The organism is Snuella lapsa (assembly GCF_039539345.1).
Lineage (GTDB): Bacteria > Bacteroidota > Bacteroidia > Flavobacteriales > Flavobacteriaceae > Snuella > Snuella lapsa.
Map to the genome: position 1 here is coordinate 35,486 of NZ_BAABCY010000055.1, position 18,698 is coordinate 54,183.

At 35.6% G+C, this 18,698-nt stretch carries 22 protein-coding genes; 7 read left to right on the plus strand and 15 right to left on the minus strand.

The window, feature by feature from the left end; all coding sequences use genetic code 11:
* Position 1: 1 nt before the first annotated feature.
* The 3 genes from ABD792_RS10230 (at position 2) to ABD792_RS10240 (ending at position 2,342) form a co-directional block, all read left to right on the plus strand.
* Positions 2-799, plus strand: coding sequence for an undecaprenyl-diphosphate phosphatase (locus ABD792_RS10230; protein ID WP_345005883.1), 798 nt, complete (start codon positions 2-4; stop codon positions 797-799).
* Position 800: 1 nt separating this feature from the next.
* Positions 801-1,502: a tRNA pseudouridine(55) synthase TruB gene (gene truB, locus ABD792_RS10235; RefSeq protein WP_345005884.1), complete on the plus strand. Its 702-nt coding sequence runs from the start codon at positions 801-803 to the stop codon at positions 1,500-1,502.
* Between the two features lie 225 nt (positions 1,503-1,727).
* Positions 1,728-2,342, plus strand: a complete 615-nt coding sequence (locus ABD792_RS10240) for a hypothetical protein (protein ID WP_345005885.1) — start codon at positions 1,728-1,730, stop codon at positions 2,340-2,342.
* On the opposite strand, the gene ABD792_RS10245 is transcribed toward ABD792_RS10240, so the two are convergent.
* Positions 2,326-2,943, minus strand: a complete 618-nt coding sequence (locus ABD792_RS10245; RefSeq protein ID WP_345005886.1) for a thioredoxin family protein — start codon at positions 2,941-2,943, stop codon at positions 2,326-2,328. The two genes, ABD792_RS10240 and ABD792_RS10245, sit on opposite strands and share 17 nt — an antisense overlap.
* A gap of 106 nt (positions 2,944-3,049) precedes the next feature.
* Between ABD792_RS10245 and ABD792_RS10250 the strand changes: the two genes are divergently transcribed.
* Positions 3,050-3,622 (plus strand): DNA-3-methyladenine glycosylase I, encoded by a 573-nt coding sequence (locus ABD792_RS10250; protein WP_345005887.1) that lies wholly within the window; start codon positions 3,050-3,052, stop codon positions 3,620-3,622.
* Here the strand turns inward: ABD792_RS10250 and ABD792_RS10255 are convergent.
* The 4 genes from ABD792_RS10255 to ABD792_RS10270 form a co-directional block, all read right to left on the minus strand.
* Positions 3,612-4,724 (minus strand): Gfo/Idh/MocA family protein, encoded by a 1,113-nt coding sequence (locus tag ABD792_RS10255; protein WP_345005888.1) that lies wholly within the window; start codon positions 4,722-4,724, stop codon positions 3,612-3,614. The two genes, ABD792_RS10250 and ABD792_RS10255, sit on opposite strands and share 11 nt — an antisense overlap.
* 39 nt (positions 4,725-4,763) lie before the next feature.
* Positions 4,764-5,396: a leucyl/phenylalanyl-tRNA--protein transferase gene (aat, locus tag ABD792_RS10260; RefSeq protein ID WP_345005889.1), complete on the minus strand. Its 633-nt coding sequence runs from the start codon at positions 5,394-5,396 to the stop codon at positions 4,764-4,766.
* Between the two features lie 95 nt (positions 5,397-5,491).
* Positions 5,492-5,869: a DUF3127 domain-containing protein gene (locus ABD792_RS10265; RefSeq protein ID WP_345005890.1), complete on the minus strand. Its 378-nt coding sequence runs from the start codon at positions 5,867-5,869 to the stop codon at positions 5,492-5,494.
* Positions 5,870-5,902: 33 nt separating this feature from the next.
* Entirely contained in the window at positions 5,903-6,772 is an 870-nt protein-coding gene (locus tag ABD792_RS10270) for a flavin reductase family protein (protein WP_345005891.1), read from the minus strand.
* Positions 6,773-7,057: 285 nt separating this feature from the next.
* On the opposite strand from ABD792_RS10270, the gene ABD792_RS10275 reads away from it, so the two are divergent.
* Positions 7,058-8,215, plus strand: coding sequence for a sensor histidine kinase (locus ABD792_RS10275; RefSeq protein WP_345005892.1), 1,158 nt, complete (start codon positions 7,058-7,060; stop codon positions 8,213-8,215).
* Here the strand turns inward: ABD792_RS10275 and ABD792_RS10280 are convergent.
* Positions 8,210-8,599, minus strand: a complete 390-nt coding sequence (locus tag ABD792_RS10280; protein ID WP_345005893.1) for an HIT family protein — start codon at positions 8,597-8,599, stop codon at positions 8,210-8,212. The genes ABD792_RS10275 and ABD792_RS10280 overlap by 6 nt on opposite strands.
* A 14-nt stretch (positions 8,600-8,613) precedes the next feature.
* Positions 8,614-9,087: a transcription elongation factor GreA gene (gene greA, locus ABD792_RS10285; RefSeq protein WP_345005895.1), complete on the minus strand. Its 474-nt coding sequence runs from the start codon at positions 9,085-9,087 to the stop codon at positions 8,614-8,616.
* A gap of 170 nt (positions 9,088-9,257) precedes the next feature.
* Here greA and ABD792_RS10290 point away from each other — a divergent pair, with 170 nt between their 5' ends.
* Positions 9,258-9,686, plus strand: coding sequence for a Rieske (2Fe-2S) protein (locus tag ABD792_RS10290; protein ID WP_345005896.1), 429 nt, complete (start codon positions 9,258-9,260; stop codon positions 9,684-9,686).
* 50 nt (positions 9,687-9,736) lie between these two features.
* On the opposite strand, the gene ABD792_RS10295 is transcribed toward ABD792_RS10290, so the two are convergent.
* The 8 genes from ABD792_RS10295 to ABD792_RS10330 form a co-directional block, all read right to left on the minus strand.
* A complete protein-coding gene (locus tag ABD792_RS10295) occupies positions 9,737-11,914 on the minus strand; it encodes a TonB-dependent receptor (protein ID WP_345005897.1) in 2,178 nt (725 codons plus the stop codon).
* Positions 11,915-12,291: 377 nt separating this feature from the next.
* Positions 12,292-12,699 (minus strand): alternative ribosome rescue aminoacyl-tRNA hydrolase ArfB, encoded by a 408-nt coding sequence (gene arfB / locus ABD792_RS10300; RefSeq protein WP_345005898.1) that lies wholly within the window; start codon positions 12,697-12,699, stop codon positions 12,292-12,294.
* A complete protein-coding gene (locus tag ABD792_RS10305) occupies positions 12,689-14,251 on the minus strand; it encodes a DUF4301 family protein (RefSeq protein WP_345005899.1) in 1,563 nt (520 codons plus the stop codon). The genes arfB and ABD792_RS10305 overlap by 11 nt, the downstream gene beginning before the upstream one ends.
* Positions 14,241-14,813 (minus strand): AAA family ATPase, encoded by a 573-nt coding sequence (locus ABD792_RS10310; RefSeq protein ID WP_345005902.1) that lies wholly within the window; start codon positions 14,811-14,813, stop codon positions 14,241-14,243. The genes ABD792_RS10305 and ABD792_RS10310 overlap by 11 nt, the downstream gene beginning before the upstream one ends.
* Positions 14,774-15,406, minus strand: a complete 633-nt coding sequence (gene pnuC, locus ABD792_RS10315; protein WP_345005903.1) for a nicotinamide riboside transporter PnuC — start codon at positions 15,404-15,406, stop codon at positions 14,774-14,776. The genes ABD792_RS10310 and pnuC overlap by 40 nt, the downstream gene beginning before the upstream one ends.
* A complete protein-coding gene (locus ABD792_RS10320; RefSeq protein ID WP_345005905.1) occupies positions 15,390-15,650 on the minus strand; it encodes a thiamine-binding protein in 261 nt (86 codons plus the stop codon). Before ABD792_RS10320 ends, pnuC begins: the two co-directional genes overlap by 17 nt.
* A 182-nt stretch (positions 15,651-15,832) precedes the next feature.
* The gene (locus tag ABD792_RS10325) at positions 15,833-16,558 is read right to left on the minus strand and encodes a phosphoglycerol geranylgeranyltransferase (protein WP_345005907.1); all 726 of its coding nucleotides are present in this window, start codon (positions 16,556-16,558) and stop codon (positions 15,833-15,835) included.
* A gap of 1 nt (position 16,559) precedes the next feature.
* A complete protein-coding gene (locus tag ABD792_RS10330) occupies positions 16,560-17,186 on the minus strand; it encodes a 4'-phosphopantetheinyl transferase family protein (RefSeq protein ID WP_345005908.1) in 627 nt (208 codons plus the stop codon).
* A 153-nt stretch (positions 17,187-17,339) separates the two neighbouring features.
* Between ABD792_RS10330 and ahcY the strand changes: the two genes are divergently transcribed.
* Entirely contained in the window at positions 17,340-18,656 is a 1,317-nt protein-coding gene (ahcY, locus tag ABD792_RS10335) for an adenosylhomocysteinase (RefSeq protein WP_345005911.1), read from the plus strand.
* Positions 18,657-18,698: the final 42 nt, after the last annotated feature.

The window sequence follows — 18,698 nt, forward strand, 5'->3', positions numbered from 1 at the left end:
CGTGGATATAATTAATGCTATTATCCTTGGTATTATCCAGGGCCTTACCGAATTTCTTCCTGTATCGTCAAGTGGTCATTTAGAATTAGGAAAAGCAATTCTCGGGGATCACTCTGTACCAGAAGAAAGCTTACTCTTTACTGTTGTTTTGCACTTTGCTACTGCATTGAGTACCATTATTGTTTTCAGAAAGGATGTTTTATCCATTATAAAAGGTGCTCTAAGTTTTAAATGGAACGACGATTTACAATTTATTTCTAAGATTATTGTTTCCATGATTCCAGCAGTAGTTATAGGCTTGTTTTTTGAAACACAGTTAGAATCTCTTTTTGGTGGTAACATCCTGTTGGTAGGTTTTATGTTAATCGTTACAGCAATTTTATTGTTCTTAGCCGATAAAGCCAAAGACACCAATAAGAAAGTATCTTTTAAAAATGCTTTTGTTATTGGTATAGCACAAGCCATAGCCATGTTACCCGGGATATCTCGTTCTGGTGCTACGATTTCGACCTCTGTTTTACTGGGCAATGATAAAACGAAAGCAGCTCGTTTTTCATTTTTAATGGTAGTACCACTTATTTTTGGAAAAATAGCTAAAGACATATTAAGCGGAGACATTTCTACCGAGAGCCAGAATTTTACAGCTTTGGCTATTGGTTTTGTAGCTGCTTTTATTGCAGGATTGTTTGCTTGTACTTGGATGATAGCACTGGTTAAAAAAAGTAAGCTTACTTATTTTGCAATTCATTGCGTTATTGTTGGATTGATTGCTATTGTTTTTTCCCTACTAAATTCCTAACATGCTTACAAGTGAAGATTATCTTTCTGGTCAGGTTTTGCTTATAGACAAACCGCTGCATTGGACCTCTTTTCAAGTGGTAAACAAATTACGCTGGGAAATTAGACAAGCTTTTAAAATTAAGAAAATAAAAGTAGGCCATGCAGGCACTTTAGATCCATTGGCAACAGGGCTTCTTGTTATATGTACTGGAAAAATGACCAAACAAATTGATACGTTCCAAGGTCAGATAAAGGAATATACTGGCACTTTTGTTTTGGGCAGCACAACGCCCTCTTATGATATGGAGACTGAAGTCGACAAGACATTTCCTTCAGAACACATTACCCCAAATTTAATACGTGAGACCACTAAACTATTCCTTGGAGATATAGAACAGTTTCCTCCCTTATTCTCTGCGATAAAAAAGGATGGAAAACGTTTGTATGAATTTGCCAGAGCAGGTGAAACTGTTGAAATAAAGCCACGCACCATACACATCAAAGAATTTGAAATCACTAATATTGACGGTCTTAATATTGATTTTAGAGTAGTTTGCAGCAAAGGCACTTACATTCGATCTTTAGCAAATGATTTTGGCAAAGCATTGCAATCGGGAGCCTACTTATCGAAACTCCGTCGGACAAAAATTGGTGATTTTGATGTTATCAATGCTGCTTCTATTGAAGATTTTATAACGGGGCTTAACAACCAAATTACTTAATTTTACGTATATTTCAATGTGTAATACTATTATCATGTCTATTTATTGCTATAGACAAACAACTGGTTAAAGGAAAAACTTTCTTTAATTTGGTGATGATAATGGATTCAATTTGATTTCGATTTGAAGCTAACAAATCAACATAGAGCCCTTTTAATCACGTTTTTTATTTCCGGAACGCTAGTTATGGCTGTTTTTAACCTTAGCATAAAAAAACAGAGTGCGATGATTGCCGAAAGCTTTTACGAAATAGAGCCTGAAGAAGCATTAACCGAGGAAGAAATTAAAGTTCTTGAAGCTTTAGAGAAACTAAATGCCAGTAAAGCTGAAACCAACGAGGCTTTTAATGAAACTCAGGAAGCCAAACATTTTGCCCAAGCATATAAGCCCATTGCGCCCCCAGAAGACTACATCCCAAAAACAAGCAGTTTAGCAGAAGGCCCTAATACAGCTTCTAAAAGCTATGAAAACACTGAAGATTCTAAATTAAATGAAGAAGAGCTATCTAAATTCAGTAAAGTAAACGACCTTTTAAAAAAACAACAGGAAGACAGCAACAATTCGAAAAGTACGATTAGTTTTTCGTTAAAGGATCGCAACAAAATTTCCATTCCCCCTCCAGTATATCTTTGTGAAAAAGGAGGAAAGATTGTCATTAATATTACGGTTAATGCCAAAGGCAACGTTACAGATGCCTATGTAAACACTTCATCTAATTCCTCCAACGAATGTTTAAGAGAACATGCTCTGGAATATGCCAAGAAATCTACCTTTAGCTCCGATCCTAGTAACGCATCGCAAATAGGGTCTATAACCTTTTATTTTATAGGTAAAAGTTAGGCTCCATATCACAAAGCATCTCGGCAACATCTTCTATAATATTCTGGCCTTTATTTTTATTATACCAATGCTGAAGGTCTTTTTTGAAATCTGGCGTTAACTTACCATACATATTTTTAAATCGACTTACATAGTTGGTTGCTTCGCTTGGTCTTGGCCCATAGGTTTTTAAAGCCTCTCCTGTTTCACTATCTATCATTATCAATTTAGGTATGGCTCGGGCTCCTCCAGTTAAAAAGGCATCCATTAGCTCAGGGTTATCATCTCGAAGTACCACTCTTAAATTAATATAACTACTTAATGTAGCTATCTTATCTAAAGCTGGTAACATATGAGCTCCATCACCACACCAACTCTCTGCAATAACCAACCATATAACACGATGATTAAACCTAGCTATCTTTTCCCGAGTACTTTCTGAAACCTTAATTGTCTTATCCCAACGCTTCATGCGCTGGTCGTTAAGCTTCGTAAAATCGATCCTTTCCCTGGTTTTTTCTAAACCTGTCGTTCTGCCTTCGGCAGCCAATTTCGTCATTAAATCCCTATACTCCTTATACGACATGCTACGTTGCAAACTCTCTTTTATTACGGTACTCATAAATATAAATTTATAGATAAGTAAATATTCAAGTTTCAAAATTAGTATCTTGCTTAGGTAATTAATATGACATTTGTCATGCTTTAGCTCTAGAGGTCAAAACATTATGAATACAAGAACAAAATGCAACTGGTGTATTGGAGATCCTTTATACGAAACTTATCATGATATAGAATGGGGCGTTCCCGTTTACGATGATGCAACTCTTTTTGAATTTCTAATTTTAGAAACTTTTCAAGCAGGATTGAGCTGGATAACCATCTTACGAAAACGTGAAAATTTCAGAAAGGCTTTCGATAATTTTGATTACAAAAAGATAGCCAACTATAAGCAAAACAAAATTGATGCTCTTTTAAAGGATCCAGGGATTGTTAGAAACAAGCTAAAAGTAAACGCTACTGTAACCAACGCTTTGGCTTTTATAAAAATCCAGGAAGAGTTTGGTAGTTTTAGCGAATACATGTGGGGGTTTGTTGACGGTAAACCTATTAAAAATACTTGGGCATCTTTAAAAGACATCCCAGCAACCACGCCAATATCTGATGCCTTAAGTAACGATTTAAAAAAACGAGGGTTTAAGTTTGTTGGTTCTACCGTTGTTTATGCCCACATGCAAGCTACTGGTATGGTTAACGACCATATAATCGATTGCTTTAGACATAAAGAGGTTAATCATTAGCGTTTAATTTTACGGTTTTACCCGACTTTGCACTTTTTATTGCTGCTTCCAAAATCTCAACGACTATCATATTATTTTCAAGAGCAGTAAGGTCATTTGGTTCTAATACTACTTCATGACGTACTACTGCTTTTAACAATGAAAAGGGGTCATTAAAAGGCGGTGTTCGCTCTTCTAAATTAAAGGTCTCAGCAGTAAATCCGTCGTATCCTTTTGAAATATGAACGCGCATATCGTGTTTATTATCTGCATATATAACGCCGTTTACCCCGTAAATTTCCATATCCTTTCTTCCAATAGGCCAATTCCATGATGCTTGTATAATGGCATTAACGTTATCGTTATAAGTTAAAATTATGGTCGCATCATCATCTACTTTAGGATTATTTTCAGGTTGTTGCTGTAAGGTTACAGCTGTAACAGTAGTAGGCTTTTTGCCGTCCATTAACCAAGTGACCAAATTTGCACCATAGCAACCGAAATCGGTAATAGCTCCTCCTCCATTTTGAATGGGATCTGTTAGCCAATCTAAAAATTCTTTATTTACACCTATCTTTTTAGGCCCTTTATGCCCATCGCGTACAATAATTTTTCTAGCAGCTCCTATATAATCTTCCTTTAACAACGTATAGGCTTTATGGTTAGTAGGATACCAAGTGGTTTCATAATTGGTAAGCAAATGTATATTGTATTTCCTTGCAAGCATTTTCATTTTCTTTGCATGCGCTATACTAACGGCCAGAGGCTTTTCGACCATGACATGAATGCCTTCTGGCGCACAAACTTCAACAACGTGTAAATGTTCATAAATAGAGCCAAAAGCAGTAACTGCTTCTGGATTTGCTACAGCAATCATCTCTTTTATGGTATTATACACCATAGACATGGAATAGCCATACTGTTGTGCATAACGTTGGGCAAGATCCTTATTAGGTTCTACAATGCCTACAATATCGATATCCTTTCGAGCCAGATCGTTAAGAATCCAATGTACATGCGAATGAGAAAGCCCAATAACACCAACTTTTAAGGGGGCTTCTTGCGCTAATGTTGTTAGTGTTGTTAAGAAAACAAACCATATGAAACACGTCTTTTTAATCATTCCAATTTTATTTATTTGCTAGGGAAAACTATTTTAATGTTACACAGCTCTCATGTATTTCAAAAATAAGCCTCTCGGTATCTCTTCGGCTCCTAAACTCTCTAAATGAACGGTGTACACCTGGCAATCTATTAAATTATAATTACTGTTTTTAATAAAGGTAATAAAACCCGCTTTACTGGCATTACTTTCTTTTGTAAACATACTTTCGCCACAAAATATATTATTCCCTAAATCAATCCCATATAATCCGGCTACCAAGACATCTCCTTTCCATACCTCCACCGATTTAGCATATCCCATTTCATGCAATCCTACATAGGCACTAATCATGTCATCGGTTATCCAAGTACCTGACTGCCCTTCTCGCTTCACAACAGCACACTCTTTTATGACTTCTTTAAACGCCTTATTTACCGTTACTTCATAGCTACAATTACGTAACACTTGCTTCATACTTTTAGAAATCTTTAGTTTTTCAGGAAACAAAACAAAACGTGGATCTGGCGACCACCATAAAATTGGTTCTCCTTTACAAAACCATGGAAAAATTCCGCTTTTATAAGCGTATAACAAACGGCTAACGGATAGATCGCCCCCTACAGCCAACAAACCTTCTTGTGTTGCTTCAGTTACATCTGGGAACCATATGTCTTTTGTTAGGTACTGCATTTAATTATTTTCTAAAAAAACAGCAGCCCCAATGCTAATAACATTGAGGCTGTTTAAATCTTTTAAATCAGGATACTTTTTGCATCCTTAATTATTTAAAACGGCAAATCGTCGTGCTCGTCCTCATTCAAATTTCCTGCTGGCTCAAAGGCATCGGCTGGAGGAACGGGAGGCATATTCCCTCCGCTTGCATCGGCTTGTAAAGCCTCTATACGCCAACCTTGAATGGAATTAAAGTATTTCGTTTCCCCTTGTGGGTTTACCCACTCTCTACCTCTTAAATTAATACTTACCTTTACTTGTTGACCTACTTGATAGCTATTTAGTAAATCGGTTTTATCTTGAATAAATTCAATCATAATATGTTGTGGGTACTGCTCATCAGTAGTTACAACAATTTCTCTTTTTCTAAACCCGTTACTTCCAAAAGTTTGGGTTTCTCCTATCATTTTTACGCTTCCTTGAACTTCCATTAATTATAATTTATATCTATTATTTAATTTACACTAACTTAATAAAATTTTCCATGCACTATCCACATCACCATAACTTAAATAATTACGTGCCAAAATATGTTTTTCCCTGTGGGTCGATTTCTTAATATCTGGATATCTGGCTTCTAGTCCCCCTATAAAATTTTTCACCATGTTAGGTGTTGGTAAGGATTCTACATTTCCTAACATACCCAAATCATTACCTGTTAAAATCATACTATTCTTAACATGATCTGGAAAACTATCTACGCCTATTCCCAAGCTAGACAAAGGCTTAGGTATTTTAAAAAAACCTTTATTTGCACGACTGTAATAACTCCCACCCGCTCTGGCTACTAGATCCAGTTTTTCCTGATTGATGGATTCATCGTCATTAAGCACATCGGTATTTATATGTAATTTTACAACTTCACATATAATTAAATTACCTGCTCCTCCCTCTGTTCCAAGCTTAATAATATCATTAACCTTACATTCAAACTGCACTGGCGATTCCAAAACACGAAAAGGCTTTACAATATCCGATTTCAACATTGTTAACCCTGTCTTATCAAACTCATTAACTCCCGTATCATATTCCGTACTACTTAAAGACATTTGATAAACTATATCATAACTAACAACGTTTATCACTACTTCCTTTACCACTTCAACATTCTCTAAAGTATGTTTTGTTGTATTATCCCGAACACGGCGCGATGGCGAAAAAATTAATATTGGCGGATTTGCACTAAAAACATTAAAAAAACTAAAGGGCGACAAATTTGGCCTTCCATTTTTGTCCACTGTACTTGCAAAAGCAATAGGTCTAGGTGCTACCGCACTTAACAGATAACTGTGCAATTTACTGGTTGACAAACTGTTTGGATCAAACGACCTCATTCACCTTTTAATTTCCACAAAGCTAATTAAAATATTCATTAAAAATTAATCATGATTTTATTATTAGTTCACATCCACAAAATTTCTATATCCATTCTTTAATTCGATAATCGAGATTTATATATCCAGAGGGCTCCCTAGAAATCAAAAAAATAATTTCCTACAAATGCCTCATGAACTTGTACCGAAGCAGTTAAATTATAAATAATACATTTCCCAGTGTATTGCGCAATAATTTTAACAGATTTACATTATATTACATGTTAATTCTATTTATACAGATTAATGGTCTTTACAAAACATAGAAATACCTTTCGTTGGATTATTATTATTATTTCGTTTGGTATTGTGTCCCTTATTTTATGGAATACTTATTCTTTTTTCCAGCACTTTAAGAAAGAGGAGCGTATAAAAATGGAAAATTTATCCATAGCGCAAATGAATTTACTTAAAGATACCAATCTTGAAAATGATATTGGCGAATTAACACTACAAGTTCTTAATAGCAATGCAACAACTCCAATGCTGCTTATAAATGCTAATGGGAATATAGAAAGCTTCTTTAACATTGACGAAGAAAAAATTAAAGACGATGCCTTTGTAAAAAAGACCATAAACCAATTTAAAAGAGAAAACACGCCTATAGATGTTATTGTTGGAGGCAAAAAGGTTAGCACAATATACTATGGCAACTCGCCTTTATTGAACAAATTAAAATATTACCCTCTCGCCCTGTTACTAATCATCTTTCTTTTCGTGGTGGTATTATTCCTTTTTTATAAGAGTTCTAAAAACGCAACACAAAACAAACTATGGTCTGGAATGGCTAAAGAAACAGCCCATCAAATTGGCACGCCTTTATCATCGTTGATCGGTTGGACTGAAATTTTAAAGTCTGAAAACGTCAATCCCGACTATATTTTTGAAATAGAGAAAGACATAGATCGGTTGCAAACCATTACCGAACGTTTTAGTAAAATTGGATCGACTCCTACTTTAGAGGTTGTTAATATTATTGAAGAAACCATCAATTCGTATGATTACTTAAAATCAAGATCATCAAAACTAATAGATTTTGAACTCATTACACCTGAAGAGCCTATTTTTGTAAATTTAAACAAACAGTTGTACAGTTGGACAATCGAAAATCTCGTTAAAAATGCCATCGATGCCATGAAAGGAAGAGGTAAGCTTACTGTTGAGATCTCTGAATTGGAAGACACCATAAAAGTAAGTGTAACCGACACTGGCAAAGGCATACACAAAAAATTGTTCAATAAAATTTTTGAACCTGGGTATACAACCAAAAAACGCGGATGGGGCTTAGGACTTTCTTTAACCCAGCGTATTATTGAGGATTTCCATAACGGAAAGATAAGTGTACTTCAGTCTGAAATAGATAAAGGAACTACTATACAAATTGCGTTAGAGCGCGCGCTATAATTTGTCCTTAATGGCTTTAGCTACATCTTCAAACTCACTAGGAGTTAACTTAGCTTTTTGGATAAACCGGGCATCCTCCATACTATGCAATGGTATAAGGTGCACATGTACATGCGGTACTTCCAAACCAATTACCGACACCCCTACTCGCTTGCAGGGTATTGCCTTCTCAATAGCTATAGCTACGCGTCTTGAAAAAGCCATTAATCCATTATAAGTGACTTCGTCCAAATCAAAAAGTTTATCGACTTCTTTTTTAGGAATACATAGTGTATGACCTTTACTATTTGGGTTTACATCCAAAAATGCCAAAAAATCATCTGTTTCGGCTACTTTATAACACGGAATCTCTCCCTTAACTATTTTAGTAAAAATTGAAGCCATGTGCTATACTATTTTTAACGGGATATTTCTATAATATCAAACTTTACAATACCATTGGGCACCTTAATTTCGGCGACATCACCAACTGACTTCCCTAACAAACCTTTTCCTATAGGCGAGTTAACCGAAATTTTTCCTGAAGCTAAATTGGCTTCACTCTCAGCAACCAAAGTATAAGTCACTTCCATACCATTGGTCTGGTTCTTAATTTTTACTTTAGAAAGCACCAAAACCTTTGAAGTATCTAACTGCGATTCATCAATAACACGTGCATTTGACAAGGTTTCTTCCAACTTCGATATTTTCATTTCCAATAAGCCTTGTGCTTCTTTAGCGGCATCATATTCGGCATTCTCACTTAAATCGCCTTTATCTCGCGCTTCAGCAATGGCCTGCGATGCTTTAGGACGTTCTATATCTTTAAGGTGGTTTAACTCATCTCTTAATTTTTTTAATCCTTCTGGTGTATAGTAAGATACTTTACTCATAACTTCATCGTTTACTTAATAAAAAGATTCCGAAAACACACTTCGACGATGCTCAGTGAATCGTTCGGAATAAAAAAATCCCGTATAAACGAGATCATATAACAAATATACAAAATATTTATCGCAATTTGCTTTTTGTTGTAAATTGCATTTTAATTTTTTAAGATTCTATGAAGTCCCTTTTTTATTTAATATTGCTAGCTTTTTTTATGTCCTGCAGCTCTAATTCTATTGACAACAAAAATTGTAAATTCCTTCTAGATATTGGTGTTAACGTAGCTGTAAACCTTAACCTCCCAGAATACAGTCAACTTCAGTTTACAGGTAATTCGGTATACATCCCCAATGCGGGCAATGGTGGTGTTATCGTGGCTTTTACCGGTGCCGACTATCTTGCCTGGGATGCTGCAGACCCCAACCACCCTCAAAGCGAATGTTCGGTACTTGTTAATTCTGGTTTAAATGCTACTTGCGGCTGTGATGATAAAAACACTTATAGTTTAGTGACGGGCGCACCCTTAAACAACGGCTCACTGCAATGTAGTTTGCGAAATTATCGTGTTACCACTAGTGGTAACACACTTTTAATTTCCAATTAAAAAAGCCCCAACTAATTCGTTGGAGCCTAAAAATTAGCTTGTTTTTTTATCTAAAACTTTAAGGTAACCCCTGCTAAAAAGTTAGTTGTGGCTTGCGGGTAATACACATAATACCCACCACCATAATCAAATCCATTGGCATTATACTTCACGTTTGTTATATTATTCACAATGCCATTCACTAAAACCGATTTAAAAATGGCTTTTGGCTTAAACTCATAAGCAAGATTAAAATCTAAGGTATTATATGCTTTTAAACTTGAATCCTTATCGCCTATATTGTTCATTAATTGTTTGCCAACGTACTTATTAACAAGTGCTAATTGCATTCCTTTTACAGGTGTATAATTAAGTGCTGTACTTGTTACCACATTAGGAGAATAAGCTATGTCCGTTTCACCCAAAGGCTGGTCATCTATAAACTGTCCTTTATTTAAATTTCTATTTCTACTTAAAGTAAGGTTCGATTGAACTGTTAGATTGCTACCAGCAGCAATAACCGTCTCTAATTCTACCCCTGCTCTATAACTCTTTCCTGCATTAGCCCTAATAGGGGCACCTACATTATCTATGGCTCCAGTTAAAACTAACTGATCGTTATAATACATAAAATATGCATTGGCATTAAATTTTATCTTTTTACTATTGTAACGATATCCCAACTCAAAATCATTAAGCTGTTCTGGTTTTACATCGGCACTGTTTTCAAAATCTGTTCTACTAGGCTCTCTATTGGCTCTTGCATAGGAACCATAAATATTGTTTTTATTATCCAGATTAATACTAGCCCCTATTTTTGGGTTAATAAAATTGTACTTTTTATTAATCTCAAACAAAGTGCGATCAGATCCAGTTCCATTGGTTTTATAGTCTACGTACCTATATTGCAAATCACCATAAAGGCTTAATTTATCATTTACTTTGTAGGTCGCTTTCGAAAACCCACTAGCATCACGCTTTTTGCTTTGTCCAAAGTAATAACGATAATCCTTACTAATATCGACTGCATATTGCGCCCAAATTATTTCTCCAAAATGATCGCCTTTGTAAAGGCTAAACGACCCTCCTGTTATTACATCCAACTTGTCATTTTTAAAATTTAAACTTGCATTAGCCACATAAAAGTTATTATCCAACCATTTTCTACGAACATAGTCCATGCTTTCTACTGTATTGCCGTCAACCGTAATAGGATCTAAGCCTAAAAATGAAAATTTTGAATCGTCTGCCCAATATACATTTGTATAGAAATAATCATCCACATACTCTTCATAAAAACCTCTACCATTGGTATAGTTCAAACCTACATTTAGAGATAATTGGTTGTCAAATCGCTCATTCCAATGTAACTGATAATGATCTTGCCTGTAGTCATCTACTTGATTGTCATAAAATCCTGTATTGTTTCCTTCGTCATCAGTTATAATTCCAGCAATATTAAACGTTCTATTGGAGTCAATAGTAAAAACATCTACACCATACCAAGCTTGATATGTTATTTCTTCACCACCAAACGCAATGGCTTTTATAAGACGGTTGTTGTCTTTGTAAGCTCCTTGTAAAAAATAGGATTTTAAATCGGAACTTGCCCTATCTATATAACCATCTGACTCGATCTTAGACAACCGACCAGAAAGCTCAACTTTATCATTAAGCAACCCTGTACTAAACTTAATGTTACGCCTAAGTGTATTAAAGCTACCATAGCTACTGGACACCGATGCAAATGCTTCGTTTGAAATGGCATCTGTTAAAATATTAATACTCGCTCCAAATGCACCAGAACCATTTGTAGATGTTCCGACACCGCGTTGAACCTGAAGGCTTTCTACAGAAGAAGATAAATCTTGTAAGTTTACCCAAAATGTCCCCAAGGATTCTGCATCATTATACGGAATACCATTAATAGTAATATTGGTAGACTCGCCACTTACGCCTCGCACTCGAATACCAGTATAACCAATACCTGCACCTGCATCACTGGTTGTAACCACCGATGGCAAATAATTTAACAAAACTGGTATATCCTGTCCTAAATTACGCTTTTCCAATTGTGCTTTGGTTACATTAGAATGCGTAATGGGAGAGGTTGCATTAACACGGACCGCTTTTACAAAAACCTCATCTAATTTCTCAACTTTTGTTGAATCTTGATCAGCTTGCTTTTGTTGTGCCTGCGTATTAAGCGACAACACTAAAAGTGTTAAAAAAAGAAATAAATGTTTCATCTGTTTCAAATTTTATCGTTTTTAAAACCGGATGTAATTGGCAGTAATAATTTTAGATAGGATCCAACTCAATATTACAGCTCATTTCATGCGATTACATTTAAAATCGAATAAAAAGAGGTAATTATTCTTTTATTGTGATAAATGATTTATCCAAACAGCGACTATCGCCTCCCTAAACAGCATTATCTGTTCTAGGTTCAATGGGTATGATCTCAGCCTTTCGAAGTTAAACGCTAAGAGTTTAAAAGTTAAAAGTTCTAATGAATGAACTACAAACTAAAAACTATGCCCGTTAACTGAAAAAGCACCCCTTTTTGAGAACGCTGCAAAAGTAATTTAGATTTACGAATTAAGAATCAGGTTTTTCGTTTTTTTTAGTCAATATCTGGCTTTTTCCTGTTTGCTTTTCTATCTGAGCGTATCCGCTTACTTTTTAAGCGCTTCTGGATTACTGCTTTTGGAACTTTAGTAGGCACTCGTTTCTTAGGGCGGCTTAACCCTTTTTTTATAAGTTCCAAAAAGCGTTTTATAATCTGTTCCTTATTTTTATGCTGGCTTCGGTTCTCGTCACATTGTAGAATGAGAACACCTTTATCTGTTAACCTATGCTTAAGCTTTTCACTTATACGTCGCTTTTCATCATCATTAAAAACCAAAGAGGCATCAAGATTAAACGTTAGTTCTACCTTTGAAGCTACCTTGTTTACATGCTGTCCTCCACTACCAGAACTTCTTACTGCTTTAAATTTAACTTCTTGAAGTAAGGCTTCCTTATTCATCATGTGCTACTTGATGTGGCATCTTCAACAGATCGTTAACCGTTTTTACTGGATTGAATGTTAGCAATGGAACCTCAACAAACACCGTGTTCCAATATGCCATGCTCCCATTCCATAAGCCAGGAAGCTCCAATGCCTTTATATCGATACCATTCTGGTTCTTTTCTGTAATGAAAGCAGCTTTGCTATCTACAAACTTTGTTAGATCGAAAGCTTCTCCTTTGTAATTTTTGACACCACAAACCAAATCTACCGGATTAAAGTGCGTAGCTCTTTTGGCAATTTCTTTTTGCTGTTTGTTCTTTATATCGATTTGTGCTGATTCAACAATTTGCAAAGACACATCGCCATTGGCATTTTCAACCCAAAACGGACCACCTCCAGGCTCGCCTTCATTTTTAACCATTCCACATACCCGAATAGGCCGGTTTAATTTTTCTTTTAAGTACTCTATCTTAAATTCTTGGGTATACTTTTTATAATCGGGTGTTACCGACAGGTTTAATTTTTTAGCCAAAAAATCTACTATAACCTCTTGTTCTTTATCTGATAATGGCTCCTTGTCCAATTGGTGTAAATAATTAAATACTTGCGCTTGAGTTTCCAATAACACACCTGCTAATATTTTTTTATAGTAAGACACTTTCTCTTTATGTTTGGACACAACAACATTGTCAATATTCTTTATAAAAACCAGATCACCTTCTAAATCATTAAGATTTTCTATTAGCGCTCCATGTCCAGAGGGGCGAAAAACCAAGCTACCATCTGCTTTTCTAAAAATCTCATTATCTGCGGTTAAAGCAACTGTTTCCGTTGATTTTTTTTGATAAGAAAAAGAAATATCAAACTTCGCTTTGGTTTGTTCTTCTACATCTTCTTCAATATATCTAAACTCCTCATCAAACCTGTGGTTGTGCCTTTCGGAAATTGTAAAGTGTAATTTAGCTTTATTATTTGATGATGCATATAAAGCCGCTTCGAACAAATGCTCTTCAAAGGCTGTCGACACATGTTTTTTATAACGATGGTAAGGCAATAAGCCTTTTGGAAAAAAGCTGTAGTTTAACCGATCTTCATCCAGCATGGTCTTCACAAACTCCACTCGCTTTTCATCATAGGACAGATCGTTAAAATTAGGAATAACTTCATGTAACTTATGCACTACCTCTTCAAAAAAAGGCAACTTTTCCAGCCCTACCAAAAATACTTTTAATTCGTTATCCTTGTTTCTGTTAATGTATGCATTGATACTTTCTTTCTCAAGATCGTAATTCTTTAAAAAGCGAAATAGAAATTTAAACATACGCGTTGCCAATCCCGAAGCTGGTACAAACTTGACTATAGATAGTGAATTACGAGCATTTTCATACAAATTGATATAATCTTGCTCTTTGGAGGGCTTAATTGTCCTGATTCCGTTACTTACAGAAGCTACTTCAACTAAATTAGAATAAGGCATCCCCGCCTTGATCAAAGCTATCTGTGCTTTTACTTTTTCAAGAGTTAATCCATTTCTTTCTATCTGTTTAACATCTTTTTCCTCAAATACCATCCTTATTTTTTATTAGTTTATCTATGTGCTTTACTGCTTCTTCCAAGCGTACTTTTTTATTTCCCTTCAACAAAACATAAGGCCTTTTATTGGCAATTAATGCATTTCGAAACGCATTAAACATATGTTCCCGCTCATTGGGTTTATCTCTAATCCCGTCAGCTTCCCAAGGAACGTCTATATTGGTCAAAAAATAGAGATCATATTGATTTTCTATAGCAAACTTATCTAATTTTCTTGGCACATAACCATTGTAATAGTTCTCGCTATATACTTTAGTTTCCAACAGGTCGGTGTCACAAATCAGCAACTCTTTTACTTGACTTGCCAACTTGTTTTCTAAAGCAATTTGACCTCGAGCGATAGGTAAAACATCCATTTTTGTTAACACTTGGTTGTTTGCAGCTTTCTGTTCGGCATATATTCTCGAATATTCAGGCACCCAAAGCGTATCATAATATGCTGCCAACTGCTTAGCCAAAATGGTCTTCCCGGTACATTCCGGTCCAAACAAAACAACTTTTATGCAATTTGAAGGTTGCTGTTTATATATTTCTTCCATGCTATATAGCCGTAAATTGCAATTATAGTAAATCCTAAATATTGAAAACTTGTAAATACCAATCCCTTATAAAAATACAAAGGCACCGAGATGATGTCACCAATAATCCAACAGATCCAATTCTCTATCTTACGCTTTGCCATTAACCACATACCGACAAAAAATATTGCTGTAGTTAATGTATCTACATAAGCTACCCAATCCGACCATTTTCCATTTATTTTATAAACTATATACACAAACAATAAGGTTGCAGCAAATATGACCAGACTTAAGCGTTTTTCTTGATTAGATATTACCGATATGGGCGTTACATGCGTTGCGTCAATCTTACGAGTCCAAACATACCAACCATAAATACTCATAACAAAATAATACGCATTGATCATCATGTCTCCCAACAGTTCCCATTTTAGTAGTAAATAAACAAAAATAAGAGTGCTTAACATCCCAGTAGGGAATACCCAAACTTTATTTTGCTTTGAGTACCAAACCGATAAAAATCCCAATATCACTGCTATTATTTCCAGAACAATATCGAAAACCTGATAATCGGCGTATTGATGGAAAAAAAAATCAAAAATGAGGTTCATAATCGTGTCTATCTGATTTAACGATTTTCATTAATAACAAACCACGCTCCATGAGCTCAAAAGCCTCTTTTATTTCGGCTGTCAACAAACGCATTACAACATCGTAATCACCATAAACCTGAGTACTTAATGGATTCTCTAAAACCTTTAAACCAGTGGCTCTTAATTTTTTAATAAAATGGATAATTACTGGTTCGTAATCGTCATGTAATGGTGTTAAAGTTAGCTCTACCGATATTTTCATTTGTTTAAATTTTACTCGATAATCGAGATTTATATATTACGAAGCTTGCCTCGAAATCATAAAATAATTTCCTTCAACTACCTCGCGTGCTTACACCGAGGTAGTATACTAATCTTTTTTGTTTAGAGACTGTTAAACACATAATATTTTATAACAGACTAAACGATTCACAATCTAAATTGCTACTTCTTTAGATCGTCAAAAAACGACTCATTGTCCTCAAAAGCTGTGCCAATAACAACCATATCTGCTCCAGAACTATAAGCATTTTCCAACTGTTGCTTACTTCTCACACCACCCCCAACAATAAGTGGAATTTCCAGTTCATTTTTAACTCTTTTAATTATATAATCCGAAACTGGATGTATGGCTCCACTCCCTGCTTCTAAATAAATTAGCTTCATCCCCAATAGTTCCCCTGCCTTAGCTGTATCTACAATGTTTTGAACATCTGCCCAAGGCATCGGTTGTGTTTGCGTAACCTTTTGTACGGCGGTTTCTTTTCCGTTTTCTATGAGCAAATATCCCGTTGAAATAACTTCTAAACTCAGCTTTCTTAATGTAGCAATAGCTTGAACCTGTTTCCCTATAAGGTAATCGGGATTTCTACCAGATAATAATGACAAAAACAATAATGCATCTGCCTCGCCAGTTATTTGGGAGACATCTCCTGGAAACAATATGACCGGCAGTTTTGTTTTTGCTTTGATTTTCGTAACTAAAATTTCTGTTTTGTACAAATCGACAGTACTCCCTCCTACAAAAATATGAGTTGCCACAGACTTGTTTATCTTTTCAACAAACCCAACTGCTTTTTCAGGCAACATCTTGTCTGGATCTATTAAAACCGCAAGAAGCTTTTGTTTCTTTTGCTTTTGCAATTGTATGTCTTTATAAACCCCTTCCATATTAAGCAACTACATAGGCACAAGTAAACCCTTCAAATTCCAAAAATCTAATTTGGAAACGGCATTTGTTTTCTTTATAATCAATCCAGGCAACTGTTTCATCTGAATCAACTCCAAAAGGGATCACTAAACAATGGTCTTTAAAACTTAATCCAGGAGTAGCAAACAACTTATATAAGGATTCCTTAACACACCAAATAGCTGTAAGCTTATTAACGTAATCGGCTTCCGATTCATTTAAATATTCAAACTCATAATCTACAAACTTATGGGCTATAATGCGTATTTTTTCACGCTGTTTCTCTATATCAATTCCTACGCTGCAATCACTAACAATAACCGCTGAAAACTGAAACGAATGGGTTATGGAAATATGTTTACCGTCTTTTAAATGTGGTTTCCCATTAGCATCATAAAACAAATCGGAATCTTCATATCCAAAAGCAGCCAACAAATGTCGCACACTCAAAAAGCCACGTTGGTGCAACTCACTTTTCATTCCTATGACCCGTTCTAAACTCTCTGGTTTCAAATTGACAGCCTCTATCAAGTCTTTATAAGACTCTGTTATTTTCCAGATTTTAACAGTAGTTTGTGAATTTGGGGTAATGGTTTTATATAAAGGCATTTAATATTCTGAAAGTTATTGGTTATCTTTGCAGTCGATTTTGAAATAAACAAAAGAACAGCACAACAATACTAAAAATAGTTAGGCGAATTTAACCATTTTAAGTTCTAATAACAATGTTGTTTTGTTTAAAAAAGTATAAAGAAAGTTGATATGAGTACAAAAACTGTTGCTTACGTGCCTAATAAGGTAAAAGACATGTCCCTAGCGGCATGGGGAAGAAAAGAGATTGAATTAGCCGAAGCAGAAATGCCAGGGCTTATGAGCCTTCGTGAAGAGTATAAAGATTCTCAACCATTAAAGGGTGCTCGAATTGCTGGATGTTTACATATGACCATACAAACCGCTGTACTAATAGAAACCTTACAGGCTTTAGGTGCAGAAGTTACGTGGAGCTCTTGTAACATTTTTTCTACACAAGACCAAGCCGCTGCTGCTATAGCTGCTGCCGGAACAGCTGTTTATGCATGGAAAGATATGACCGAAGAAGAATTTGACTGGTGTATTGAACAAACTCTTTTCTTTGGGGAGGGCAGAAAACCCCTTAACATGATTCTTGATGATGGAGGCGATTTAACCAACATGGTATTGGATAAATACCCTGAACTTGCAGGTGGCATTAAAGGCTTATCTGAAGAAACAACAACTGGAGTACACAGACTCTACGAGCGCGTTAAAAATGGCACATTACCTATGCCTGCGATAAATGTTAATGACTCGGTAACAAAATCTAAATTCGATAATAAATACGGATGCCGAGAAAGTGCAGTTGATGCGATTCGTCGTGCTACCGATGTGATGCTTGCAGGTAAACGTGTAGTAGTTTGCGGTTACGGTGATGTTGGCAAGGGTACTGCTGCATCCTTTAAAGGTGCTGGAAGCATTGTTACAGTTACCGAAATCGATCCTATTTGTGCTTTACAGGCTGCTATGGACGGTTTTGAAGTTAAACGATTAGAAACTGTTATCAATAATGCGGATATCGTTATTACAACCACTGGAAATAAAGATATCGTAAGAGCCGAGCACTTTAAAGCTATGAAAGATAAAACCATCGTTTGTAACATCGGGCACTTTGACAACGAAATTCAAATGGCTTGGTTAAACGACAATTACGGAGACACCAAAAATACCATCAAACCTCAAGTGGACAAATACACTATTGACGGCAATGACATTATTGTTCTAGCCGAGGGTCGTCTAGTAAATCTTGGTTGTGCTACAGGGCATCCAAGTTTTGTGATGAGTAACTCGTTTACAAACCAAACCCTAGCACAAATTGAACTTTGGAATAATGCTGACGCATATGAAAACCAGGTATATATGCTACCCAAGCACTTAGATGAAAAAGTAGCAAAATTACACCTCGAAAAAATTGGCGTAGAACTTACAGAACTTAACGAAGAGCAAGCAACCTATATAGGTGTTACGGTTGAAGGGCCATACAAGCCTGAGCATTATAGATATTAAAAATTTTAGAATCCCAAATAAAAAAACCAAGCAGTTGCTTGG